General features: G+C 63.8%; 22 protein-coding genes and 1 pseudogene. 7 read left to right on the top strand and 16 right to left on the bottom strand.

Annotated elements, in window-relative coordinates; all coding sequences use genetic code 11:
• Positions 1 to 179: pseudogene (locus ACIQUI_RS19180) on the bottom strand (outer membrane assembly protein); the annotation flags it as partial.
• Positions 180 to 376: 197 nt separating this feature from the next.
• Between ACIQUI_RS19180 and ACIQUI_RS19175 the strand changes: the two are divergent.
• Entirely contained in the window at positions 377 to 1078 is a 702-nt protein-coding gene (locus ACIQUI_RS19175; RefSeq protein WP_403201588.1) for a response regulator, read from the top strand.
• Positions 1075 to 2340 (top strand): ATP-binding protein, encoded by a 1266-nt coding sequence (locus tag ACIQUI_RS19170; protein ID WP_403201585.1) that lies wholly within the window; start codon positions 1075 to 1077, stop codon positions 2338 to 2340. Before ACIQUI_RS19175 ends, ACIQUI_RS19170 begins: the two co-directional genes overlap by 4 nt.
• Here ACIQUI_RS19170 and ACIQUI_RS19165 read toward each other — a convergent pair.
• From ACIQUI_RS19165 to ACIQUI_RS19140, 6 genes are all read right to left on the bottom strand, one after another.
• A complete protein-coding gene (locus ACIQUI_RS19165) occupies positions 2333 to 3328 on the bottom strand; it encodes an aldo/keto reductase (protein ID WP_403201583.1) in 996 nt (331 codons plus the stop codon). The genes ACIQUI_RS19170 and ACIQUI_RS19165 overlap by 8 nt on opposite strands.
• A gap of 362 nt (positions 3329 to 3690) precedes the next feature.
• Positions 3691 to 5322 (bottom strand): BCCT family transporter, encoded by a 1632-nt coding sequence (locus ACIQUI_RS19160; protein ID WP_403201581.1) that lies wholly within the window; start codon positions 5320 to 5322, stop codon positions 3691 to 3693.
• Positions 5323 to 5440: 118 nt separating this feature from the next.
• A complete protein-coding gene (locus ACIQUI_RS19155; RefSeq protein WP_403201579.1) occupies positions 5441 to 6565 on the bottom strand; it encodes an FAD-binding oxidoreductase in 1125 nt (374 codons plus the stop codon).
• A 5-nt stretch (positions 6566 to 6570) separates the two neighbouring features.
• Positions 6571 to 7827, bottom strand: a complete 1257-nt coding sequence (locus ACIQUI_RS19150) for an SRPBCC family protein (RefSeq protein WP_403201577.1) — start codon at positions 7825 to 7827, stop codon at positions 6571 to 6573.
• Positions 7828 to 7939: 112 nt separating this feature from the next.
• On the bottom strand, positions 7940 to 8878 hold the full coding sequence (locus ACIQUI_RS19145) for a LysR substrate-binding domain-containing protein (RefSeq protein ID WP_403201574.1): 939 nt from the start codon (positions 8876 to 8878) through the stop codon (positions 7940 to 7942).
• A gap of 299 nt (positions 8879 to 9177) precedes the next feature.
• Entirely contained in the window at positions 9178 to 9645 is a 468-nt protein-coding gene (locus tag ACIQUI_RS19140; RefSeq protein WP_403201572.1) for an Lrp/AsnC family transcriptional regulator, read from the bottom strand.
• Between the two features lie 165 nt (positions 9646 to 9810).
• Here ACIQUI_RS19140 and ACIQUI_RS19135 point away from each other — a divergent pair, with 165 nt between their 5' ends.
• Together ACIQUI_RS19135 and ACIQUI_RS19130 are read left to right on the top strand one after the other, a co-directional pair.
• The gene (locus tag ACIQUI_RS19135) at positions 9811 to 11052 is read left to right on the top strand and encodes a Zn-dependent hydrolase (RefSeq protein ID WP_403201570.1); all 1242 of its coding nucleotides are present in this window, start codon (positions 9811 to 9813) and stop codon (positions 11050 to 11052) included.
• Positions 11053 to 11131: 79 nt separating this feature from the next.
• The gene (locus ACIQUI_RS19130) at positions 11132 to 12343 is read left to right on the top strand and encodes a diaminopropionate ammonia-lyase (protein WP_403201567.1); all 1212 of its coding nucleotides are present in this window, start codon (positions 11132 to 11134) and stop codon (positions 12341 to 12343) included.
• Positions 12344 to 12405: 62 nt separating this feature from the next.
• Here the strand turns inward: ACIQUI_RS19130 and ACIQUI_RS19125 are convergent, their stop codons facing one another.
• The 7 genes from ACIQUI_RS19125 to ACIQUI_RS19095 all read right to left on the bottom strand — a co-directional run bounded on the left by ACIQUI_RS19125 (position 12406) and on the right by ACIQUI_RS19095 (position 18655).
• Positions 12406 to 13590, bottom strand: a complete 1185-nt coding sequence (locus tag ACIQUI_RS19125; RefSeq protein WP_403201564.1) for an MFS transporter — start codon at positions 13588 to 13590, stop codon at positions 12406 to 12408.
• Positions 13591 to 13707: 117 nt separating this feature from the next.
• The gene (locus tag ACIQUI_RS19120) at positions 13708 to 13881 is read right to left on the bottom strand and encodes a hypothetical protein (RefSeq protein WP_403201562.1); all 174 of its coding nucleotides are present in this window, start codon (positions 13879 to 13881) and stop codon (positions 13708 to 13710) included.
• Positions 13882 to 14127: 246 nt separating this feature from the next.
• Entirely contained in the window at positions 14128 to 14598 is a 471-nt protein-coding gene (locus ACIQUI_RS19115) for an Lrp/AsnC family transcriptional regulator (protein ID WP_403201560.1), read from the bottom strand.
• A gap of 18 nt (positions 14599 to 14616) precedes the next feature.
• Positions 14617 to 15912, bottom strand: a complete 1296-nt coding sequence (locus ACIQUI_RS19110) for an NAD(P)/FAD-dependent oxidoreductase (RefSeq protein WP_403201558.1) — start codon at positions 15910 to 15912, stop codon at positions 14617 to 14619.
• 96 nt (positions 15913 to 16008) lie between these two features.
• Positions 16009 to 16848 carry an ABC transporter substrate-binding protein gene (locus ACIQUI_RS19105; protein WP_201200890.1) on the bottom strand — a complete coding sequence of 280 codons (840 nt, stop codon included), beginning with the start codon at positions 16846 to 16848 and terminating at the stop codon, positions 16009 to 16011.
• 61 nt (positions 16849 to 16909) lie between these two features.
• Positions 16910 to 17674 carry an amino acid ABC transporter ATP-binding protein gene (locus tag ACIQUI_RS19100; protein WP_403201556.1) on the bottom strand — a complete coding sequence of 255 codons (765 nt, stop codon included), beginning with the start codon at positions 17672 to 17674 and terminating at the stop codon, positions 16910 to 16912.
• Positions 17675 to 17689: 15 nt separating this feature from the next.
• Positions 17690 to 18655 (bottom strand): amino acid ABC transporter permease, encoded by a 966-nt coding sequence (locus ACIQUI_RS19095; RefSeq protein WP_403201553.1) that lies wholly within the window; start codon positions 18653 to 18655, stop codon positions 17690 to 17692.
• 382 nt (positions 18656 to 19037) lie between these two features.
• On the opposite strand from ACIQUI_RS19095, the gene ACIQUI_RS19090 reads away from it, so the two are divergent.
• Together ACIQUI_RS19090 and ACIQUI_RS19085 are read left to right on the top strand one after the other, a co-directional pair.
• Positions 19038 to 20162, top strand: coding sequence for an MFS transporter (locus ACIQUI_RS19090; protein WP_403201592.1), 1125 nt, complete (start codon positions 19038 to 19040; stop codon positions 20160 to 20162).
• Positions 20163 to 20199: 37 nt separating this feature from the next.
• The gene (locus tag ACIQUI_RS19085; protein ID WP_403201550.1) at positions 20200 to 20844 is read left to right on the top strand and encodes an alpha/beta hydrolase; all 645 of its coding nucleotides are present in this window, start codon (positions 20200 to 20202) and stop codon (positions 20842 to 20844) included.
• A gap of 134 nt (positions 20845 to 20978) precedes the next feature.
• On the opposite strand, the gene ACIQUI_RS19080 is transcribed toward ACIQUI_RS19085, so the two are convergent.
• Positions 20979 to 21860 (bottom strand): LysR family transcriptional regulator, encoded by an 882-nt coding sequence (locus ACIQUI_RS19080; protein WP_403201547.1) that lies wholly within the window; start codon positions 21858 to 21860, stop codon positions 20979 to 20981.
• A 185-nt stretch (positions 21861 to 22045) separates the two neighbouring features.
• Between ACIQUI_RS19080 and ACIQUI_RS19075 the strand changes: the two genes are divergently transcribed.
• Positions 22046 to 23689, top strand: coding sequence for an acetolactate synthase large subunit (locus ACIQUI_RS19075; protein WP_403201545.1), 1644 nt, complete (start codon positions 22046 to 22048; stop codon positions 23687 to 23689).
• Between the two features lie 248 nt (positions 23690 to 23937).
• On the opposite strand, the gene ACIQUI_RS19070 is transcribed toward ACIQUI_RS19075, so the two are convergent.
• Positions 23938 to 25038 (bottom strand): NADH:flavin oxidoreductase, encoded by a 1101-nt coding sequence (locus tag ACIQUI_RS19070; protein ID WP_403201543.1) that lies wholly within the window; start codon positions 25036 to 25038, stop codon positions 23938 to 23940.
• Positions 25039 to 25101: the final 63 nt, after the last annotated feature.

Raw genomic sequence — 25101 nt, 5'->3', positions numbered from 1 at the left:
TCCACCAGGCGGCGGTCATCGGCCTGATCGCCGACGTTCAGCGGCAAGGCACCGAAGACACTGCCGGCGGAAACCCGCTGCAGGCCGTTGACGCGGATGTCGGCGATCCTGAACGGGGAGGCCTGGGCCAGCGTGGCTTTCAGCAACAGGATGGAGAGCAACAGGCGCGGGTAGTTCATCGGGGGTTCCAGACAAGCGGATTCGGAGGGGAGCAAGCGCGGGCAACCCGCATGCAGCGGGCGATGAGGATACGGGCGGGCTGTGTACGGCGCGGTTAGCCGAGGGTAAAGATGTGTAAAGTCCGACCGGGCGGCGGTGACAGTACCGCCGTGCGAGGCGATCATTAACGCCCCTGCAACTGCGATATCTGGCCCTGATGATCCCCGTGCTGCTGGTCGACGACGACCGCGAATTGACTGAAATGCTCTCTTTGTACCTGGTTCGCGAAGGCTTCCAGGCCACGGCTGTGGCCACGGGCGAAGAGGGCGAGACCCAGGCGTTGTCCGGCCACTACCAGGCGGTGGTGCTGGACGTGATGCTGCCGGGCATCTCTGGCATCGAGGTGCTACGACGCGTGCGTGCGCGCAGCCAGGTCCCGGTGCTGCTGCTGACGGCCCGTGGCGACAATATCGACCGTATCGCCGGCCTTGAGTTGGGGGCGGATGACTATGTGCCCAAGCCCAGTTCCCCGGGCGAGCTGGTGGCACGTTTGCGGGCGATATTGCGCCGGGTGCAGCCGCAGCTGATGGGCGAGGCCAGTGCACCCGAGGCACCGGACCAGGTGCGCAGCGGCGCCTTGAAAATGTGGCCGGGCCGGCGGGAGGCGCACTGGGGCAGCGCCACGCTGGAGCTGACCGGCTCCGAGTTCAGCCTGCTTGAAGCGCTGGCCCGCCAGGCCGGTCAACTGGTCAACAAGCAGGACCTGTCACTCAATGCCCTGGGCCGGCCGCTGACCCGCTACGACCGGCGCATCGACGTGCACGTCAGCAGCATCCGGCAAAAACTCGGCCCGCGTGCCGACGGCAGCAGCTGGATCCAGAGTGTGCGCGGTATGGGCTACATGCTGATCGTCGAATGATGCGCCGGCGCCTGTTCTGGAAGCTGTTCCTGGCCTTCTGGCTGGCCAACACCCTGACCTTCCTGGTGGGGGCGGGGGCCTTCATGCTCAATGACCTGCGCGGTGATACCCCTGGGCTGCGTTCGCTGCTGGCCACCGAGCTGCAAATGCTGGAGCAACATGGCGAACGGGCCGGCCGGCAATTGCTGGATGTGTCGCCACAGCCGCCGGATGTGCAGGTAGGCCTTTACGATGACCAAGGCCGCTTGCTGGCGGGCAAAACGGTGCACACCGCGCGTTTCGAGCAGGCGCTGGTCGACCGCGACGGCCGCCCGCTGGTACTGCGGGCCTCGGTGGCCACCCATATCGGCATGGCCCCGCGGCCGCACAATGTGGGCCCGTTCGTAACGGGCGCACTGATGAGTGCGCTGTTCGCGCTGTTGTGCAGCCTGTACCTGACCCGCCCACTGGCCTGGCTGCGTGAGGCCATGGGCCAGGTCGCCCAGGGCAGGTTCGACGTGCGGGTGCGGCCACGGCTGGGCAAGCGCCGTGACGAGATCGTCGAGCTGGCCGAAGACTGCGACCGCATGGCCGGCCAGCTCAAGGCCCTGGTGCAGGCGCAGCAGAACCTGCTGCACGATATCTCCCACGAGCTGCGCTCACCACTGACCCGCATGCATGCCGCCATCGGCCTGATGCGCCAGCAACCCGACCGGCCCGACATGCTGGAGCGCGTCGAGCGCGAGTCGCGGCGCATGGACGACCTGATCGAGCAATTGCTGACGCTGGCCCGCGCCCAGTCGCGCCAGGGCAACAGCGACTTCGCCAACGTGGATGTGGTTGAACTGCTGGCGCAGATTGTCGAGGATGCGCGTTTTGAAGCCGGCATGAAGCAGTGCCAGGTGTCCTTGCTGGCCCAGGGCGCGTTCTTCATGCAGGGGCATGAAGAACTGCTGTACCGGGCCTTCGAGAACGTCATCCGCAATGCCGTGCGCTACACCGCGCCCGGCACGGCGGTGTTGGTGGAAGCTGCACCGGCTCAGGGCGGGCAATGGTTGCAGGTGTGCGTCAGCGACCATGGCCCAGGGGTCGACCCGGCACGCCTGCAGCGCATCTTCGAGCCGTTCGACCGTGGTACCGACAGCAGCAGTGACGGCTTCGGCCTGGGCCTGGCCATCGCCCAGCGCGCCATCGCCCTGCACGGTGGCAGCATCACCGCGCAGGCCGCCGCCACCGGGGGCTTGCAGGTACGCATCGAACTGCCGCAAGCCAGCCCTACTTGAAGCCTGTTACCGCGTGCGGGACGTAAGGGGCCTGCAAACGTGCCACTTCGTCCTCGCTCAACTGCAGTGACAGCGCACCCAGTGCATCGTCCAGGTGGGTGGGCTTCGAGGCGCCGACGATAGGCGCTGAAACACCGGCTTTACCCAGCACCCATGCCAGCGCCACCTGGGCCATCGGCACGCCGCGCTCGCCGGCAATCTGCTCGACCACATTGATCACCCGACCGTCTTCGGCCTCGGTGTTTTCATAGAACGATTGCCCGGACAGGTCAGTGCGCGTGCGTTCGGTCTGCTGCCCGTGCGGCCGGGTCAGGCGCCCGCGCGCCATCGGGCTCCAGGGCATCAGGCCCACGCCTTGGTCCAGGCACAGCGGGATCATCTCGCGTTCTTCTTCGCGGTAGATCAGGTTGAGGTAGTTCTGCATCGACACGAAGCGGCTCCAGCCATTGCTGGCCGCCACCTGCTGGGCCTTGGCGAACTGCCAGGCATACATTGACGAGGCGCCGATGTAGCGCGCCTTGCCGGCCTTGACCACGTCGTGCAGGGCTTCCATGGTCTCCTCGATGGGGGTGTGGTAGTCCCAGCGGTGGATCTGGTACAGGTCGACGTAGTCAGTGCCCAGGCGGCTGAGGCTGGCATCGATGCTGGCCATGATCGCCTTGCGTGACAGGCCTTGCTCATTCGGCCTGCTGGTGCCTTGCCACATGTTGGCGGGGAAAAACACCTTGGTGGCGATCACGGTTTCCTCGCGGCGGGTGAATTCCTTCAGCAGCTTGCCAACGATGAGTTCCGAGGTGCCGGCAGAATAGCTGTTGGCCGTGTCGAAGAAGTTGATGCCTTGCTCGACGGCGTGGCGAATGATGGGCCGGCTGGCGTCTTCGCCCAGGGTCCAGGGGTGGGTGCCGGCATCCGGCTCGCCGAAGGTCATGCAGCCCAGGCACAGCCTGGAAATGTCCAGCCCGGTGCTACCCAGCTTCACGTATTGCATCGTCATCTCCTTCAAGGACGGTAGTCATGGAGCTAGCCTAACGCTGGAGGGTAACCCCTTCATGCCAATACCGGGAATATCAGGGCTGCTCTGCAGCCCATCGCCGGCAAGCCAGCTCCCACAGCTACTGCACTGGTTTCGAGCTCACGCTGCACCTGTGGGAGATTCTATGGTTTCTGGCAAGGGCATTAGGGTTGCCGGGTGCTCGCCACGGCATCTTCAGCGCCTGTGAGATCGAGCGCCGCCCGCGCGGCGCTCGATCTGACACGCGCCGTATATCTTGTGGCAAACACCGTCAGCCCTGATGCGCTCCCTGTGGGAGCTGGCTTGCCCGCGGTGGGCCGCAAAGCGGCCCCGGCAATTTATGCCACTTCACCAGCCGCCCGGGCTGGCTCGACCGTGATGCTCACCGGCACCTCCTGGGCAATCACCACTTCACTGGCAAACAAGCTGCGCATCAGGCTATACCCGGTCAGCAGCATGTAGAACGCAATCGGCAACCCGACCACGATACTGGCCATCTGAATAGCCAGCAGCCCGCCAGCAATCACCAGGCTGGCCGCAATCGCCCCTTCCAGCACACACCACAACACCCGTATCCAGTTGGGCGGGTTGATGCTGCCCAGCGAGTTGAGCATGCACAGCACCTGCGTCCCGGCATCGGCAGCCGTCACGAAATGCACCGCCAGCAGCAGGCAGATGATCACGCTCAGTATCGCACCCAGGGTCGGCCCGTCGAGGCGATCAAGCAGCGTGAACATGGCCGTGGTGGTTTCCTTGCGCGTGGCTTCCAGCACCGGGCCACCCTGGAACGGGCCGGCGGCGGTCTGCTCGGCGACCGGCAATTGCTGGTAGGCCTGGCGCGCCTGTTGTTCATCCTTCAGCGCGCTGCCGCCAAATACGGCCATCCACAAGATAGTCACCAGGGTCGGCACCAGCAGCGCACCAAACACCAGCTCGCGAATGGTGCGGCCACGCGAGATGCGGGCAATGAACAGCCCCACGAACGGCCCCCAGGTCATCCACCACGGCCAGTAGAAGGCGGTCCAGCTCTTCTGCCAGGCGCTGTCGGCCTGGGCGTCTGTCCAGAAGCTCATGCCGATGATGTTCTGCGCGTAGTCACCGGCCGACTCGAACAGCAGGTTCATGATGTAGTTGGTCGGGCCCAGGCCCAGCACTACCAGCATCAGCCCCAGGGAAATCCACATGTTCAGCGTCGACAGGCGCTTCATGCCGCGCGACACGCCGGCCACCAGCGAAATCGAAGCAATCACCGTGACCACGGCGATGATGCTCAGCTTGAACGACAGGGTGACCGGGGTGCCGAACACCTGGTGCATGCCCATGTTGATCTGTTCCACGCCCAGCCCCAGGGACTGCGACACGCCAAAGGCGGTCACCGCGCCGCCAATGATGTCCACGGTATGGCCGATCGGCCCGTAGATACGGTTGCCGATCAGCGGGTAGAGGATCGAGCGCAATGCCAGCGGCAACCCTTCACGGTAGGCGAAGTAGGCCAGGCCCAGGCCGATCACGGTAAAGATCGCCCACGGGTGCAGGCCCCAATGCAGCAGGGTGATGCGCATGGCCATCGACGCGGCCTGGTCGGTCAGCCCGGGGGTGAACGGGTTGCTGGCGTAGTGCAGCACCGGCTCAGCCACCGACCAGAAGATCAGCCCCACACCCATGCCGGCGCTGAACAGCATGGCGATCCAGGCGGCGAAGCTGAATTCCGGTTTTTCGTCGGCCCGGCCGAGCTTGAGGGTGCCAAAGCGGCTGAAGGCGATGAACACCAGCACCCCGAGGATGCCGCTGACCAGCGCCAGGTAGAACCATTTCAGGTGGTCGAGAATGGCGTCGGAGGCACCCTTGAATACCCCGGCGGCCTGGTCGCCGTACGAGGCGCAGAGCACCACGAACGCCACGACTATGGAGAGCGACCCAACGGTCACAATGGGATTGAGGCCCTTGAACAGGCCTTCTTTTGCACGCATCGTCTCTATCCTTCTTATTCTTGCAGGCAGGCGCGGGCGCACCCGCCTGGCGGCGTTGCAGGTTTATGGAGCGCAAACGAAAAAAGGGCGCCTGAAACTCAAGCGCCCTTGTCGGTGGTCAGAGGTCGACCACCAGGTCCGAGGTCGGACGGCTGCAGCACAGCAGCCGCAGGCCCTTGTCGATTTCACGCTGGCGGATGCCGCCGTTGTGTTTCATTTCCACGCTGCCTTCCAGCAGCGCGGTCTTGCAGGTACCGCACACGCCCTGGCTGCAGGACGAGGGCACCACGGCACCGGCCTGTTTGGCGGCAGCCAGCACGGTCTGGTCGGCGCGCATGGTGAAGGTCTTGCCCGAGCGGGCCAGGCGCACGGTGAAGGTGTCCAGGGCCTGGCCTGGGGCAGCCGGGGCGGGTTCCGGCTCGGCGTCGGCGCTGATGTCGAAGCTTTCCTGGTGGTAGCGGGCCAGGTCGAAACCGGCGCCGGCCAGTAGCGCCCTGGTGGCGTCCATGTAGCCTTTGGGGCCACAGGTAAACACGGCGCGTTCCTTGAAGTCAGGGATTTCGCGTTGCAGCGTTTCCAGTGACAGGCGCCCGAGCGGGCCACTCCAGTCGGGTTCATCACCCAGGCTTTCGCAGAAGAACAGCGTGCGCATCTGCGCCATGCCGCGTTCCAGGCGCGCCAGTTCATCGCGGAAGATGATGTCTTTCGGCGTGCGTGCGCTGTGTACGAAGACAATGTCCAGCTCGGCATGCAGGTCGGCTGCGGCGCGGGTCATGGCCATCAACGGCGTCACGCCCGAACCCGCCGACAGGTACAGCAGCTTGCGCGCCGGGCCTGCCACCGGGGTGAACACGCCGGCCGGGCCCGAGGCGGCCAGGGCGTGGCCCGGCCGCAGATGGTCGTGCAGCCAGTTGGACACTGCGCCGCCCGGCACCCGCTTGACCGTGATCGAGAAGGTGAACGGGCGGGTTGGCGTGGACGACAGGGTATAGCAGCGCGACACGCTGGCGCCGTCGATCACCGGCGACACGGTCAGGAACTGCCCGGGTTCATAGGCCAGGGCATGGTAATCCGGGCTGTGGAAGGTAAAGGTCTTCACGTCGTGGGTTTCGTCCACCACGCCCAGGCATTCGATGCGCCGGCTGTCGCCGCTGGCCCATTGGGCGCCATGGGCGGCCCAGTGGTCGCTGTCGGTAAAGCGCTGGTCTGCGCGCAGGCCGGCAATGTTGTGCAGTGCGGTCATGGCCTTCAAACCCCGTGCGCGGCGAGACGTGAGGTGTACCAGCGGGCGAACTGGTCCACGTACGGCTCGGTGAAGGTGGAGTAGGGGCCCGGCACGAAGGCGGGGTCCTGGGTTCCGCTGTGGGTGATGGCGACCAGCGCGGCGTCCTGCTGGGTGGTGGCCACCCACACTTCGGTCAGGCGCTGCAGGTCGTAGTCCACGCCTTCCACGGCATCGCGGTGCACCAGCCACTTGGTGCGCACCAGGGTACGCTCTGGCGACAGCGGGATGATCCAGCTGATCATCGCGTGGTCGCTCATTACATGGGCCCAGGCGTTGTTGCCCCACAGGTGGGTGTCGCCCAGGTCGCGGCGGGTGAGGTTGCCCAGCAGCTTGCTGCAGGCCACCTTGGTGTCCAGGGTTTGCGACTCGCCGCTGCCGGCGATGATCATGCGCTGGGTACGGAACTGGGTGGGCGAGCTGTCCTGCAGGTGCTCGACGGTATCAAACAGCAGGCCGGCGTTGGCCCAGTCGGCTTCGATACCGGCCTTGCGCACCTGATAGGCGTCATAGGAGGCTCGCGCATCGTCGCTCATTTCTTCCAGGCTGACGCCGAGGTCTTCGGACTGGTACGAAACGATCAGTTCCGGGTGGGTACCCGCGCAGTGGTAGCACTCGCGGTTGTTCTCCATCACCAGTTTCCAGTTGCCGTTCTCGATGTAGTCGAGCTCATGGGCAATGCGGGTGTTGGTCAGGTCGAACGGTGCAAAGCGTGGCCCCATGACCTCTTCGAGGTCGCTGATGTCTTCCGGTGGGTTGTCGCTGAGGCAGACGAACACGTGGCTGCCGATGACCTTGCAGTGCACCGGGATCAGGCTGCGGCACTTGGGGTCGAAGCCCTTGCCCATGTGGCTGGCGTGCTTGAGGCTGCCGTCCAGGTCGTAGGTCCACTGGTGGTACGGGCACACCAGCATGCCGACGGTGGACTTGCCCGGTGCTTTCAGGCGTGCGCCGCGGTGGCGGCAGACATTGCGGTAGGCGCGGATCTGTTCGTCATCGTCACGCAGGATCAGCACCGAAGCCTTGCCGATGTCCACGGTAAACACATCACCGGGTTCGTCGACATCGGCCGTAACCGCCACCTGGATCCAGTGTTTGTTGAAAAAGATATCCATATCGGTGTCGAAAACATCCTGGCGGCTGTACAACTCGCCAGGCATGCCGAAGCCCGGTTGCCGCGCATCGACAAGTTCGCGATGGGTTTTATCAAGTGGGCTGTTCATTGTTGTCCTCAGGCACTTTTATTTTTAATTAACCAAGCCATGTGCGGCGAATTATTAAAGTGCCCCCGAACAGCGTCAATGCGCTTAATTTTCCACTTCCCATTACCTGTAGTTATGCAGCGGTACACGCCGCGCTTTGCAGCCAATGGGCAATGGCACGGGTATGGGCCAGTGCCGGTCGCCCGTGCGGCACGACGATGTAATACGACTCACGGGTACGCACGCTGAACGGCTGCAGCCGTACCAGCGCGCCGCTGCTTAGCAGGTGCTCCACCAGCCGGCCCCAGCCCAGGGCGATGCCGTACCCGGCCAGGGCGGCATTGATGGCATCGGTGTACAGGCTGCAGCGCAGGTTGTAGCGCGGCGCAGCCGGGGCCAGGCCTTGTTCGCGGAACCAGCTTGGCCAGTCGACCCAGCCCTCGGAGGTGGAGTCGGCGTCCAGCAGGCCTGCGCCAGCCAGTTCCTCGAGCGTGCCGGGCATGTTGTTGCGGGCCAGCCAAGCCGGGGCGCAGACCGGGAAAACTTCTTCTTCGAACAACAAGATAGCTTCACCGTCATCCCACTGGCCGTTGCCATAGCGCACGTCGAGGTCGTAGTCGCGCTTGCGCAAATCGCCGGTGAACATCTGCGTGGCCAGGCGTAGCTGCACCTGTGGCAAGGCTTCGGCCAGGGCGTTGAGCCGGGGCATGATGCGCAGCTGGGAGAAGGGTGCGGTGGAGCCCAGCACGATCTCCTGCTGGTGACTGATATGGGTGATCTGGTCGAACGCGCTGGCCACCCGCTGCAGCGATTCGGAGATGCTGGCGAAGAGAATTTCACCACCCTCGGTTAGGTGGATGCTGCGGTGCAGACGGTGGAACAACAGCGCCCCGAGGTTTTCTTCAAGGGCCTTGATCTGCTTGCTGACCGCTGCCTGGGTCACGCCCAGTTCAATGGCCGCCTGGGTGAAGCTGTTAAGCCGTGCCACGGCTTCGAATTGCAGCAAGGCGGTCATCGACGGAATGATTCTTCGATAACCTTTTTGTTGGGCAGCGCCTGTTTGGATTGTCATTATATTCCAGACACGGTTGTGGGCAGGGCGCGTAACGCGATCTGCCTGGGTATTGTTATTGTGAGGGTGCGCAACGGGTTAGTTATTTCATGATGCACAGTTGCTGGTTGGTGGGATATTACAATTATGACAACTAATAGAAACTTCGAGCAGTACGCAATACCGGTGGGAGCGGCCTTGTGTCGCGAAAGGGCTGCAAAGCAGCCCCAGCAATCTGTATATCGCAGCAGGAATCCTGGGGCCGCGTCGCGGCCCTTTCGCGACACAAGGCCGCTCCCACAGGGGAGCGCGGTAAGGCTTCAAGGAGTGAGGGTCGGCACGAACATCCCGGTCTTCACATTGCTCATCGACACCAGTGTCTTGAAGTGCTTGACGTTGTTGTTCTCGAAGAACAGCTCACGGGTCAGCTGGGTGTACTGCTCCATGTGCCGCACCAGCATGATCAGCACGAAATCGCATCCACCGGCCACGTAGTAGCACTGCTGCACCTGGGGGCAGGCGAGGAAGGTGCGTTTCATGTCGTCCAGCAGGTCCAGCCGCTCGTTCTCCACTTCCACCTCGGTGATCACGGTCAGCGTGTAACCCAGTTGTTCGGCGTTCACCTGCGCCACGGTGCCGCGAATCACGCCGTCGGCGGCCATTTTCTTCAAGCGCCGATTGACCGCGGCCGAGGACAGGTTGACCTGCGCACCCAAATCCAGCTGGGATGTGCCGGCGTCGCGTTGCACTGCATCAAGCAGGGCCAGGTCGAAATGATCCAGGGGCATGAACGGGGCTCCGTAGCGCAATCGCGCCAAACGGCGCAAAAGCGTAATGAAATTGCAATCAGGCCTGGAAAATCAAGTTTTTCGTACGCTGCAAGCGAATAACATTCTTCCATGAACAAAACAGCGGTGCAGGGCCATGGCGTTGCACACAGGGAGAAACGGTTGATGAACGCACTGCAACTGAACGGCGCTTTGCTGCTGCAGCAAATCCGCGAACTGGGCCAGGTAGGCGCCGATGCCACCCATGGCGGGCGCACCCGCATCGCGCTGAGCGATGCCGAAAAAGCCGGGCGCGACCTGCTGGTCGGCTGGATGCGCGCACTCGATCTCGACGTGCAGGTCGATCGTATCGGCAATATCTTCGGCACCCTCCGTTCTGCCACTGACAGCGGCGACCAGCGGCCGCTGATGATGGGGTCGCACATCGACACGGTCACCAACGCCGGTGCCCTGGATGGCTGCTACGGCGTGCTGGCCGGGCTGGCTGTTATTCGTGCGTACCGGGATGCCGGGCACCTGCCCGAGCGCTCGATCACGGTTGGCGCGTTTACCAACGAAGAGGGCGTGCGCTACCAGCCCGACATGATGGGCTCGCTGGTTTACGCCGGCGGCCTGCCGCTGCAACAGGCGCTGGATACCGTCGGCACCGACGGCACGCGGCTCGGCGATGAGCTGGCGCGCATCGGCTATGCCGGTACAGTGCAACCCGGCGCCATCGTGCCGCACGAATACCTTGAACTGCACATCGAGCAAGGGCCGATCCTGGAAGCCGAGGGCACCCTGATCGGTGTGGTCGAGAACCTGCAGGGTATTTCCTGGCAGCAGGTGGAGGTAAAGGGGCACGCCAACCACGCGGGCACCACCCCGACCCACTTGCGCCATGACGCCGGCTTCGTCGCCAGCGCCGTTGTCGCCGAATTGCGCGCCATGGCCGTGGATTCCGGCACCACCCTGGCCACGGTCGGCTGCATGCAGTTCGAGCCGAACGTGATCAACGTGATCCCGCGCAAGGCCACCTTCACCGTCGACCTGCGCGATCCGGATGAAACCTGCCTGGCGTATGCGGAAAAGCGCCTGGGCCAATACCTGGTGCAGCTTGCCGAACGCGAAGGCGTCAGCATTACCACCGAGCGGCTGGTGCGCTTTGATCCGGTGGTCTTCGATGCGGGCCTGGCCGATGCCATCGAAGCCTCGGCGCAGCGCCTTGGCTTCAGCCACCGGCGCATGACCTCAGGCGCCGGCCACGACGCGCAAATGATCGCCCGCATTGCCCCGGCAGCAATGATCTTCGTGCCGAGCCAGGGCGGCATCAGCCACAACCCGCGCGAGCATACCGACGATCACCAACTGATCCAGGGCGCGCAGGTGCTGCTGGATGTAGTGAGCCACCGCCTGTCCCACGCCTGATTCCCGCTGTAGTGCCCAACCGCTGCCGCCTGGCTGCAGCGGTTTGGGCTTCCTGTTGCCTGTAGAAAAGGAGTGCCACATGCTTGTATCCAACCCCAAGGCTGGCCGCCAGCCATACCCGCAAGCGTTGCAGGCGGTGATGAGCATCGCCACGGCCGAGCAAAGCCGCCAATGGCTGGCCGACTGGGGCCTGCTGAACCGCGGACCCACGCCGCTGTACGCCTTGCCTGACCTGGCCGCCGAGCTGGGCATTGCCCAGCTGTCGGTCAAGGACGAATCGGTACGCTCGCAGTTGGGCAGCTTCAAGGCGCTCGGCGCGCCAATCGCCCTGCTGCGTCTGATCCTGCGTACGTTCCCGGCCCAGCAGTTCGAGCCACGCGGCTTGCTGCAGGGGCAGTATGCCGACCTGCTGGCCCACTTCACCGTGGTCAGCGCCACCGATGGCAACCACGGCAAAGGCCTGGCCGCTGCCGCGCAGAGTATCGGTTGCCGTTGCGTGATCGTGCTGCATGCCAACGTCAGCGTCGAGCGTGAGCAGGCGATTGCCGCCTTCGGCGCGCAGATCGTGCGCATTGCCGGCAACTACGACGAATCGGTCGAGCACGCAGCGGAGCTGGCGGCCAGCCATGGCTGGACCGTGGTTTCCGACACGTCCTATGAAGGCTACGAGGTGATCCCGCGCGACGTGATGCAAGGCTACGGCACCATCGCCGCGGAAATCGTCGAAGCCATGGCCGGGCAGGCACCCTTCACCCACGTATTCCTGCAGGGCGGGGTGGGCGGCCTGGCAGCCGGCATCGTCAGCTACCTGTGGGAGCACTACGGTGAACAGCGCCCGCTGTTTGTCATGGTCGAACCCGAGCAGGCCGACTGCCTGTACCAGAGCGCCGTGCTCGGCAAGCCCGCCAGGGCGACCGGCTCGGTGGACTCGGTCATGGCCGGCCTGGCCTGTGGCGAGACGTCACCGTTGGCCTGGCGTTTCCTCGAGCCCAGTGTCGATTACTTCATGACCATCAGCGACGACCAGGCTGTTGCTGCGATGCGCCGCCTGGCAACTGGCAGCGCCGGCGATATCCCGCTGGTAGCCGGTGAGTCCAGCGTCGCCGGCCTGGCCGGCTTGGTGCAACTGGTCCAGGGCGCAGGTGCCGCCGCCGACCTGGGCCTCGACAGCAAGGCCCGCGTGCTGTTCATCAGTACCGAAGGTGCCACCGCACCAGGTGTGTACGCCGAACTGCTGGGCGAATCGGCTGCTTCGGTGCTGGCCCGCCAGCGTGCCTGGGCCCGCGCCTGATCCATCGCGTCGCCTGTTTCGCGGGCACGCCCGCTCCCACGGGTGCTGTGCTCACTTCGCGTTCAATGCCCGCCTTTCATGCGGCGCGCCACCAGGTAGATGCCCAACCCGACCAGCGCCGTTGCCGCACCGATATACCCGGTGCTGGTCCAGCCCATGCCCGCCGTAATCGCCATACCTCCCAGCCACGGCCCCAGCGCATTGGCCAGGTTGAATGCCGCATGGTTCGACGCTGCCGCCAGGCTAGGCGCTTCATGGGCAATGTCCATCAAGCGAATCTGCAGCGGCGCCGCCAGCGCAATCATGGTGCCAACCAGGCCGATGCCCAGCAGCAGGCTCCACAGCGCCTGTGCGGCAAAGCTGAAGAACAGCAGCACGGCAATCGACCACACCAGTACCAGCCCCACCGCGCGGAACTGCAAACGGTCGAACAGCTTGCCGCCGGCGATGTTGCCGACGATTCCGCCCACGCCGAATGCTGCCAGGCCGAACGGAATCCACTGCGGCGACACCTGGGTCACCTGCAGCATGGTCGGCGCCAGGTAGCTGAACACGCAGAACATGCCGGCAAAGCCGATCGAGGCAATGGCCAACGCCATCCACACCTGCGGCAGGGTGAAGGCTTGCAGTTCCTTGCGTGGGTCGCTACGCACTTCATCGTGGCGCTGAGGTACATAACGCCAGACCATGGCGATGGTGCACAAGGCAATGGCGCCGACCAGCACGAACGCCGAGCGCCAGCCGAAATACTGGCCGAGGAAGGTGGCCACCGGGTTGCCGAGCAGCATGGCCAGGGTCAGGCCCATCATCACCCGGGCCACGGCTCCCGCTCGCTGATCCTTGGCCACCATGCTCGATGCCACCACGGCGGCAATGCCGAAGTAGGCGCCATGGGGCAGGCCGCTGATGAAGCGGAAGGCCACCAGGCCGCCGAACGACGGTGCAAAGGCGGTGGCCAGGTTGCCCAGGGCATACAGCAACATCAACAGCAGCAGCATGTGCTTGCGCAGCAGCTTGGCACCCAGAATCGCCAGGGCAGGCGCACCGACCATCACCCCCAGCGCATAGGCGCTGATGGCATGGCCCACTTGCGGCTCGCTCAATTGCAGGTTGCTGGCAATGTCGGGCATCAGGCCCATGATGGCGAATTCGCCGGTGCCAATGGCAAAGCTGCCCAGCGCCATGGCGGCTTCCATCTTGGCGACGGTACTTTTACTGGGGAGCGGGGGGAGTTCCTGGACTGACATCTGTATCCCTATTGAGGCATGCGTTGAAACATGCTGAAACGTTCAAGGCGGGATGATAGTCAATCGGCGACTGCAACGTCGAGGAAGCCGAGCGGCTTCCTCGCGCGTTCGCCTGGTTCAGGCAGGCTCTGCAGCCGGGCTGGCGAAGGCTTGGGGAGCAGCCTGAAGACGGGACTGCAACTGGTCCACGTAGGCTTGGGCATGCTGGATGTCAGCGAACGACACGGGGTGCCCGTCGATGATCACTTTGCAGCCTGCGTCCTGCTCATTGCGTACGATTTCAATCTTCATGCCTGCTCCTTGATGTTGTTCTGGCGCGGGCGAGAATAGCTTGATTAGCTGCCTAATTAAAATGAAATAACCGCTCTAGGAAGCACTTTTCAGCCTTTCTGCATGTTCCCGAAGTGCCTGCGTCGGTAGGTCCCTGTGGGAGCGGGCGTGCCCGCGAAGAAGGCAGCGCGGTGGATGGCACCGGCTCCGCCGGTGTTCGCGGGCATGCCCGCTCCCACAATGGGGTCGCGCAAGCATTGGACAGGGTTACAGGGTCAGCTTCTTGCTGAATTTGGTCTCCATGACAATATGCGAAGCGGTATGGGTCACACCCTTGATCATGTTGATCCGGGTCAGCTCGGCATTCAGCTCGCCTAGCGTGTGGGTGGTGAGGTGGATGATGAAGTCCATTTCCCCCGACACCGCATACACCGCCTGCACCGAATCCATCTTGCGCAACGTGGTCATCACGTCGGTATAGCTCTTGTTGCTGCACGAGGTCATGGTGAAGCAGTTGATCACCTGCTGCACCTTGTCCTGGTCGATGCGCACGCTGTAGCCGGTGATCACCCCGGCGTTTTCCAGGCGGTTGATGCGCTCCTGCACGGCCGAGCGCGACACGCCCAGCCTGCGCGCCAGCGAGGCAGTAGGCTCGCGGGCGTTGGCCTGCAACAGTGCCAGTAGTTGGCGGTCCTTTTCGGTCAGCTTGAACAGCGCGCCGGGGGGCAGGGCATCCATGGCGATTCCTGTGATGTTCTAGTTGTTATAGTGCGCACGGGCTTCCTGAAACTTGTCCATCAGCTTCAGCCCGGCATACACCGTTTGCGCCGCAGCCGGCCCGAACGGCCCACCGTTCCATTCCAGGCCGTAGGCGTCGAACAGGCGGTAGCGGTCGCTTTCGCCGCAGACCGCTTCGGCGACCACCCGCGCGCCCACGGGTGCGGTGTTCATACCATGGCCTCCAAATGATGTACAAGCCCACAAGCCCGGGCCCAGCGGGCCGATGTGCGGCATCTTGTGGCGGGCATAGCCCATCAGGCCAGACCAGGCCTTGGCGATCTTCAAGCCTTGCAACTGGGGGTACACGCTGAGGATGTCTCGGGTCAGCAGCTGCCCCAGCCGCTGTTCGTCCTGCAGGTTGCGCGTAGTGATATGGCCACCCCACAGCAGGCGGTCGCCCTCGACAATGCGGTAGTAGTCAGACGCACGGCGGTTGTCACCCACTGCATCCGTAGTACGTACCACGTCACGCAGGCGCTCACCCAGGTGCCCGGTCAGCACCACATAGGTGGCAATCGGCAGGAACGCCCGGCGTAACTGGCCGAACTCGGGGCCACCGTAGCCACCGCAGCAGTACACCACATCGCTACAGCTGACCGCGCCCTGGGCAGTGACCACCCGGTGGTGGCCGTGCTTGCGCTCAACCCGCAGCATGGGCGACTGCTCGTGGATGCGGCCGCCGGCAAGCTCCACCAGCTCGGCCAGGCCCAGGCAGTAGTTCAAGGGGTGGAAGTGAAAACCATGGCTGTCGCGCAGCCCCTGGAAGTAGCGGTCGGTGTTCAGGCGGCTGCGCAGTGCCTGGGTATCGAGGTACTCCATATTGAAATCGAAGTCGCGGGCCATGCGGTCGCGGGTACGCTGCAGGTTGTCGGCGTCGTCGTAGCGCACCACGCTGAGTTTGCCGGTGGTGGCGGCGCAGCCAGGCAACTGGTGCCGGGCAATGGTGTCGCGAACGATATCGACACCCTCCAGCGACAACCGGAAAAGTGCGGCTGCGGTCTGCTTGCCGCAGCGGCGCTCGATCGCCGACAGCCCCTCGGACCAGCCCTGCAGCACAAAACCGCCATTGCGCCCGGACGCGCCCCAAGCCACCCGTGCCGACTCGATCACGACCACGGTGCGCCCCCGCGCCAGCAGTTCACGGGCCACGCTAAGGCCGGCCAGGCCACCACCGATCACGCAGACATCGGCCCGGGTTTCGCCGGCCAGGGCATTGCGCAGCGGGGCTGGGCGCATGGTCCCGGTGTAGTAGTTGTTGCTGTAGCTGGACATCGGCTGGGTCATCCTTTTACTGGGCGCTGCAGGTTTCGCGGGCATGGGGGTGCCGCACGCCCTCCAGTTGAAGGGCGTTGGCGTTTGGCTCAGGGGTTACTGCACTTGCGTGAGGTCGGCGCCGTACCACTTCTCGGACAGCTGCTTCAGGGTGCCATCGGCCTTCATGCTGTCGACGGCCTTGGCCAGCTCGGCATTGAAGGCGTCGTCGCCCTTGTCGGTGGCGATGGCCAGCGGTTCGTAGTAGGCAGGTTTGCCCTGTACCGGAGCGATCGGGTAACCGGCCTTGATCGCCCCCATGATGGTGGGCAGTGCCGACAGGGTGGCGTCCAGGCGCGTACCGTTGCCCATGCGCAGGTCGTCGAGCGGGCCCATGCTGTCGCCGTAGGTTTGCACATCGCCCGGCTCGACTTCATAGGTGAAGGCCGGCACATCCGCGGCATCGATCTTCAGGCGGCGGTTGATGTAGTCCTCGGAGGTGGTACCTGCTTCCACGCCGATGGTCTTGCCATTGAGGTCGGCCGCGCTGGCGCCGGCAGCATCCTTGTGCACGGCGAACACGTAGGGCGTGTAGTAGTAGATGGCCGGGAAGTCGAGCACCCGGCCACGCTCGGTGGTGGGGGTCATCGAGCCGACCGACAGGTCCCAGCGGCTGGCCCAGCGCCCGGCGGTGATGATGCCGTACTCCGGGGTGACGAATGCCACCTTGCTGCCCAGGCGTTTGCCTATCTCGTTGGCCACATCGATGTCGAAGCCCTTGAGGGTGTTGTCCTCACCGAGGAACGACTGCGGTGGCCAGTTGGCGGCGGTGGCCACTTTCATCACCTTGCTCTGGTGGATGCGATCAAGGGTGGCACCGGCCCAGGCGGCACCGGCCATCAGGGTCAGGCTGCCGGCAACGGCGGTGAGTGCGAACAAGCGTGCGACTGGGTTCATTCGGTAAGTCTCCGGGCATGCGATTGTTGTTGTGGTGTTGGCACAGCGGTAGACACAGGCCTCAGTGGCTGAAGATCTGCGAAAGGAACTCCCTGGCGCGCGGATGGCGCGGGTTGTCGAAGAACGCGTTGGGTTGGCCCTGCTCGATGACCTGGCCCTGGTCCATGAAAATGATGCGGTCGGCCACCCGGCGGGCGAAGCCCATTTCGTGGGTGACGCAGAGCATGGTGATACCGTCCTGGGCCAACTCGCCCATCACGTCGAGTACTTCCTTGACCATTTCCGGGTCCAGCGCCGAGGTCGGCTCGTCGAACAGCATGATCCGCGGTTTCATGCACAGCGCGCGGGCAATTGCCACACGCTGTTGCTGGCCACCGGAAAGCTGCCCGGGGAACTTGTCGGCCTGGCTGGCGATGCGCACCCGGTCGAGGTATTCCAGGGCCAGGGCGCGGGCCTGGGCCTCGCTGAGCTTGCTGACCAGGCGCGGGCCGAGCATCAGGTTTTCCAGCACGGTCAGGTGCGGGAACAGGTTGAACTGCTGGAACACCATGCCGACCTGGCGACGGATGGCAGCCACGCTGGCTGCATCACGGTTCAGCGGGTTGCCGGCGATCAGCACCTGGCCTTTCTGGAAGTCTTCCAGCAGGTTGAGGCAACGAATCAGCGTGGATTTGCCCGAGCCGGACGGGCCACAGACCACCACGATCTCGCCGCTGGCGATCTCCAGGTCGATGCCCTTGAGCACGTGAAATTCGCCGTACCATTTCTGCAGGCCGCGGATCGACACGGCCGCCTGGGCGGCAGCGGGGGTGAAAGGCTGGTTCATCATCAGGCTCCTCGATCAGCGGTGGGCGCGGTTGAAACGGTTTTCCAGGCGCGACTGCACGGCTTCGAGCAGGATCGACAGTACCCAGTACAGGACGGCGGCGGTGATCAGCATTTCCAGGTGACGGAACTCGGCACGGCCCTGGGTGCGGGCGAGGAACATCAGCTCCCACACGCCGATCACCGACACCAGCGAGCTGTCCTTGAGCATGGAGATGAACTGGTTGCCGGTGGGCGGGATGATCAGGCGCATCGACTGCGGCAGGATCACCCGGGTCATGGCCTGGAACGGTGTCAGGCCAATCGCCCGCGACGCTTCCCACTGCCCGCGCGGGATGCTGCTGATGCCGGCACGGAAGATCTCGGTCATGTAGGCGCCATAGCACAGCGACAGGGCGAGGATGCCCGCCGGTACTGCACCCACCACGTAGCCGAGCTGGGGGATGCCGAGGTAAATCAGGTAGATCTGGATCAGCAGCGGCACGCCCCGGAAGAACGAGGTGTAGAAGCTGGCAATGGCGATGGCGAAGCCGTTGGACGACAGCCGCGCAGTTGCCCCCAGCAACGCCAGGACGAAGGCGATGGCGATCGAAATGGTCGACACGTAGACGGTGGTGAACACCCCCTGGGTGATCATGAAGCCGACCTTGCTGGCGATGAAGCTGTAGGACAGGTCGAAGGTGTCGAAAAACAGCAGGAACAGCAGCAACAGCTCGCACCAGACGGTGATCACCTGGGCCCGCAGCGGGAAGCGGCCAAGGATGAACAGGTTCAACACCAGGGTGACGGCCAGGGTGCCGGCCACGGCGATGTTGCGCAGCAGCGGTGCCTGCAGGTCGAGCACGATAGGGCCCATCAGCCGGGCCAGGCTCCCGTCACCCACGCCGTAGAACAGGGCAAGGGCGAAGATCATGGCCGTGACCAGACCCATGAAAGCCGGGTTGTCGGTCGCACGCGGTTTGACGATGTGGTCTTTGTACATGGGGGTCGTGCCTCACGGAGCTGGGCTCGTTTGTTGTTGTGGGGTCATTGTAGGGAGGCGAAGCGCAGGCCATAACCCGTCGATATGCAGAGAATCAATGGTTTTTGCTGACAACTGCCAGGCAACGATCATGACATCTGCAAATCTGACCCGGCAGATTGCTGCCGCATCACTGAGTGGAGTACAAATGTGCTCCGGTGCATGCTTGTGAGCTGTTCACTGCGCGCATAGCTGGAATGCCGGGATGCTATGGCAGCTGCCATGCCGGCTCTTTTAGACTGCTGCCTGCGTGCGCCGACATCCGGCCCGCTTGGTCGATAAGGTTGTTTACGTGAATGCTGGCGTACGTTTTCCCGGGCCCTTGGGTATTTTCTGGCTGGGCCTGCTGCAGATCCTGGTGTGGGGTGGTTCGTTCTTTCTGCTGGCGGTGATGGGCAAACCGATCCTGCACGAAACCGGCTGGGACAGTGGCTGGGTGTATGGCGCGTTGTCACTCGGTTTGATGGTTTCGGCGTTGCTGGCACCACTGTCCAGCCGCCTGGTGGCGCGTCATGGTGGGCGCATGCAGTTGGCTGCCAGTGGCGTGGTGGTGGGCCTGGGCCTGTTGGTGGTTGCCAACTGCCACAGCCTGCAGGTGTTCCTGCTGGCCTGGGTGATCATTGGCGCCGGCATGGCGATGGGGCTGTATGAAGCGCTGTTCGCTACGCTCGGGGCCTTGTATGCGGAACGGGCAGGGCGGGCAATTACCGGCATCACGCTGATATCCGGGTTCGCCACCACCGTAACCTGGCCGATCGTGGCGTTTGGCATCGAACAGCTTGGCTGGCGCACGGCCTGCACGGCCTATGCGGTGGTACTGATTGTTGCCGTGGCGCCGTTGTACCTGTGGGTTTTACCGGCGGGCCGACCGCAGCAACAGGCCAAGGGCCCGGCGGCAGCAAGCGCTGTGCCGGTGGACCGGCGCCTGTATTGCCTGCTGACGGCGATCTTCGCCATTGGCGCGATCATCATGACGGCTGTTTCCGTGCAACTGGTGGCGGTACTGCAGGGCCAGGGCCATTCGCTGGCTGCGGCCATTGGCCTGAGCGCCTTGCTCGGGCCGAGCCAGGTGGCGTCGCGGGTGCTGCAGATCATCGCCGGCAAGCGCCACCCGATCTGGACCGCGCTGGTGTCATCGGTGCTGGTCGCGGTTGGCCTTACGCTGGTGGCGGTGGCCCCGGCGGTGACCGCACTGGGCCTGCTGCTGTACGGCTCGGGTAATGGCCTGCGGGCGATTGTCAGGGGGTTGCTGCCGCTGGCCCTGATGCCGCCTGCCCAGTATGTTGCACTGATGGGCAAGATGTCGCGGCCATCGCTGGTCGGCCAGGCGCTGACACCCTTGGTGGGCGGCTACCTGTTCCAGCACTTTGGCGCCATGGGCGTGCTGGCAACCCTGTCGGCGCTGGCCTTGACCAGTGTGGTGCTGGTACTGATGGTGATGCGCACCATCCCTCGGCAAACGGCGTGAACACCCGCCATCCATTCGGTATACAAGGACAACTGCAATGTCGGACACCCCGCGCAACCCGCTGCTGATCGATGGGCCGGTGGGCCAGATCGAGCTGCTGATCGACTACCCCGCCGGCCCACCCAACGGGCTGGTGCTGGTCAGTCACCCGCAACCGCTGTTGGGCGGTAGCCCACGGCATATCGTGCCGCTGACCCTGGCACGGCAGTTGTGCGCCGCCGGTTGGCAGGTGGTGCGGCCGAGCTTTCGCGGGGTGGGGCTGACGCAAGGCGCGCATGACGAGGGCATGGGTGAAGCCGACGACTGTATTGCGGTTATCCGCTACTTTAGCCGGGAGTTGCCTGAACTACCGGTAGCCTTGGTCGGTTTCTCATTTGGTGCTTATGTGTTTGCGCGTGTGGCTGCGGCACTGGAAGGGCAGTTGCAGGCGGTGGCATTGCTGGGGCTGCCGGTAGGCGATGTTCCGGGCGGGCGTTACTACCCGCCATTGCCGGTACCTGTCGATTGCCTGCTGCTGCATGGTGAGCAGGACGAGATGGCCCCGTTGGCCAACGTGCTGCAATGGGCCGGGCCTGAGCAGCGGGCGGTATCCGTGTATGCCGGCGCCAACCACTTTTTCAAGGGTTGCCTGGGGCGTGCGGCGGAGCAGGTGATAGCTCATCTGGCAGTGAGAACCGGTTGATAATGTGGGGCATGGCACCGGCTGCGCCGGTGTTCGCGGGCATGCCCGCTCCCACAAGGTATGGCGTGAGCTCGATGGCAGCGCAGTACCTGTGGGAGCGGCTTTAGCCGCGAAAGGGCCGGAACAGGAGGGTATCAACGCTCCAGGTAATGGGTTTGCGCGGCAAAATCGATGAACCGCTTGCTGGCCAGCGACAGGTACTCCCCCGAGCGCCAGCACAGGCGGAAGCTCATCTGCTGCGCTGGCCGGAAGGGCACGCCGACAATCCCCGGCGTACGCTGCTGCACAGAGCGCAACAAGGTCGCCACGCCCATGTTGTCCAGCGCCGCTTGCACAACCAGCGAGACAAAGTTGCTCTGCAGTGCCACCTGGTAAGTAATCCCGTGCTCGGCAAAGAATGCATCCAGAAGGTGGCGCTGCACGAACGTTCGGTCAAACACCACCATGTCAGTGTTGCGCAGGTCTTCGGCGGTGAGGTAGGCCTTGCCAGCATAGGGGTGGTCGGGGTGCATGCACGCCAGCATCTCGTCGCTGCCCAGCAGGATCGACTCCTTGTCCGGCGGTACCCGTCGCGACTCCAGCAACGCCAGGTCGATCTCCCGTTGTTCCAGGCGGTGCCCGATATCTTCGGCGCTGCCTTCGAACACGGTCATGGCAATGCCCGGGTACAACTGCCGAAAGGCGTTCATCAAACCCGGCACATAGTGCAGGCCGAACATCGGCGGGATGCCCAGGCGCACTTCGCCGCGCTTCAGGTCGGCCATATCGCGCAGTTCTTGCCGGGCAACATCCATTTCGCGTAGGGCCGAGGCAATGCGCGGCAGAAACTGCTCGCCCTCGGCCGTGAGGATCACCTTGCGCGTGGTGCGGTTGAACAGGGTCACGCCCAGTTCTTCTTCCAGCCGGGTGACGGCCATGCTCAGTGCAGGCTGGGCAATATGCAGGTGTTGCGCAGCCTTGGTGAAGCTGCCTTGCCGGACGATTTCGACACAGCAACGCAATGCCTTGAGGTTCATCGAGGGGTACTACCTTTCATGCCAGTTGCATTCATAACGAACTGTGATGCTAAGCATCATAACAATATATTTATTATTATTAACCAGAGGGCCTACGATGCGCGCCACTGAGACATCCTGCAACATCTCAGTCACGCAGTGTAATAACGCTGCAATCCCACGAAGATTTTGAGGTAGTACCCGAAATGGCCAAGGCCGCCGATGTCGTTGTGCAATGTCTGGAAAACGAAGGTGTCGAGTATGTATTCGGCATTCCTGGTGAGGAAAACCTCGACCTGCTCGAATCCCTGCGCAAGTCGAAGATCAAGCTGGTACTGACCCGTCACGAGCAGTCTGCAGGTTTCATGGCTGCCACCTACGGTCGCCTGACCGGCAAGACCGGCGTCAGCCTGTCGACCCTCGGCCCTGGTGCCACCAACCTGGTCACCGCCAGCGCCTACGCCTACCTGGGCGGCATGCCGATGATGATGATCACCGGCCAGAAGCCGATCAAGAAGTCCAAGCAGGGCCGCTTCCAGATCATTGACGTGTGCGGCATGATGGACCCCATCACCAAGTACACCCACCAGTTCGCCTCGGCCGACAACATCCCGTCGCGCATGCGCGAAGCCTTCCGCCTGGCTGAAGAAGAGAAACCGGGTGCCGTGCACCTGGAACTGCCAGAAGACATCGCCGCCGAGCAGACCGACGCCTTGCCGATCCCGCGCAGCCTGCACCGTCGCCCGCTGGCCGAGCACGTGGCCATCGAAGCTGCTGTCGAGAAGCTGCAGAACGCCCGTAACCCGATCCTGGTGATCGGCGCCGGTGCCAACCGCAAGATGACCGCCAAGGTCCTCAAGCAACTGATCGACAAGACCGGCATCCCGTTCATCACCACCCAGATGGGTAAAGGTGTGGTCGACGAGCGCCACCCGCGCTTCCTGGGCAACGCCGCGCTGTCGTCGGGTGACTTCGTGCACCGCGCCGTCGAAGCTGCCGACCTGATCATCAACATCGGCCACGACGTGATCGAGAAGCCGCCATTCTTCATGGTCCGTGGCGGTACCGAAGTCATTCACATCAACTTCCGCTCAGCCGAAGTCGATGCCGTGTACTTCCCACAGGTCGAAGTGATCGGCGACATCGCCAACGCCGTGTGGCAGATCAGCGAAGCGCTGACCGACACCTCGCACTGGGATTTCACCCGCCTGCTGGCGATCCGCGAGGCCAACGAAGCGCAAATCGCCGAAGGCGGCGACGACAACCGCTTCCCGGTCTATCCGCAGCGCCTGGTTGCCGACATCCGTCGCGTACTGCCATCCGAAGGCATCGTGGCCCTGGACAACGGCATCTACAAGATCTGGTTCGCCCGTAACTACAAGGCGCACAAGCCAAACACCGTGCTGCTGGACAACGCCCTGGCGACCATGGGTGCTGGCCTGCCATCGGCCATGGCTGCGCATTTGGTACACCCGGACCGCCCGGTGATTTCGGTGTGCGGCGACGGCGGCTTCATGATGAACAGCCAGGAGCTGGAAACGGCCGTGCGTCTGGGTATGCACATCACCGTGGTGATCCTGCGTGACGATGGCTACGGCATGATCCGCTGGAAGCAGGCCAACATGGGCTTCACCGATTTCGGCCTGGACTACGGCAACCCGGACTTCGTCAAGTACGCCGAAGCGTACGGTGCCAACGGCCACCGCGTGGAAAGCGCCGAGGGCCTGCTGCCGCTGCTGGAACACTGCATCAAGACCCCAGGCGTGCACGTGATCGACTGCCCGGTCGATTACAGCGAGAACGACCGCATCCTCAACAGCGAGCTGCGTGAGCGCGCGCTGGCGGTCTAAGCCCTGAGGCCCGGCGCCACCCGCAATGGCTGGCGCCGTCCCTGTAGGAGCGGCCTTGTGTCGCGATGGGCTGCGCAGCGGCCCCCTGCAATTTCTGCTGCGAAGCTGAGATCCCGGGGCCGCTGCGCGCCCCATCGCGACACAAGGCCGCTCCTACAGGTACCACGCAGGGCTTGAGAGGTTCGCGAGCCCTGTGCGGCTTCAGCCGCGAACACCGGCAAAGCCGGTGCCATCCATCACGTCACCCCTCAGCGGGCGAGCTCGACATCCTTGATATTGGCAATAGGGCCGAGAATCGACGGGTCGAATGCTGCCTGTGGCTGCTGGCTGGCCAGCCGTTGCGGGTAGTCGGGGTTGGCCAGCGCGGCCTTGCCAAGCGCAATGATATCGGCGCCCTCGTCCAGAGCGGTTACTGCACGCTGCGGGTCATCCAGGCCGCCATTGGCAATCAGCAGCGTACCAGGCGCATAGCGGCGTGCGAGTTTCACCAGGCTGGCTGTGTTCCCCGCAAACGCAGGCTGCCAGGCTTGATGTTCGGTGACATGGATGAAGTCGACACCGGATGCCTGCAGCGAGCCGAAGATCACTTCCGCGTCCTGTTCACCTCCCACCCATTTGTGTTCGAAGTCGTTCACCTTGCCTTGGGATATACGCACACCCAACGGCACATCCCCGACACTGGCGCGAACTGCCTTGATCACCTCCAGCGTCAGTTGCACGCGACGTTCGCTGCTGCCGCCCCAACGGTCGGTGCGCTGATTGCTGTAGTCGGTGAGGAACTGGTCCAGCAGGTAGCCATTGGCGCCGTGGATCTCGATACCGTCGAAACCTGCAACACGCATGGCCCGTTGCGCGGCACTGGCAAAGCCACTGATGACATCGGCGATCTCTTCATCGCTCATGGCCTTGGGCTCGGCATAACGTCCATTGCCGTGATAGAAGCGCATCTGCTCGCCTTTTGGCCTTACCGCCGAGGGCGCAATGGTATCTGGCCTGAAACGGTTGCCCTGGCTTAGTGCACCGGCATGCATCAGTTGGGCAAACACCAGGCCCCTGTGTGCCTGGATCCGCTGGACAAGCGTTTGCCAGGTACGCGCCTGCTGGTCACTCCCCATGCCCGGCTGGTTCAGGTAACCCTGCGAGTAGGCCTGGTCGGTGTACAGGCCTTCGCTGATCATCAGGCCGAAACCGCCCTTGGCGAAGCGCTCGTAGTAGTCGGCCATTGCCACGGTGGCGTCGCCTGCCGCGGTGGCGCTGACACGGGTCATGGGTGCCACCGCCAGGCGATTGCGCAATGGGCGGCCGGCAATATCTGTTTGAGTTAAAGTGCGTGCAGTGGAATGCGTCATCGGATTTCCTCTCGGGCCAGCAATGGCGGGCGCAGTAGCTTGGTTTCATCAAGGCTACGGCTG

The sequence above is a fragment of the Pseudomonas sp. NPDC090592 genome (genome assembly GCF_044769185.1).
Classification (GTDB): domain Bacteria; phylum Pseudomonadota; class Gammaproteobacteria; order Pseudomonadales; family Pseudomonadaceae; genus Aquipseudomonas.
The sequence above is the reverse complement of the archived record's forward strand: the minus strand, read 5'-3'. Positions and strand labels throughout refer to the sequence as shown.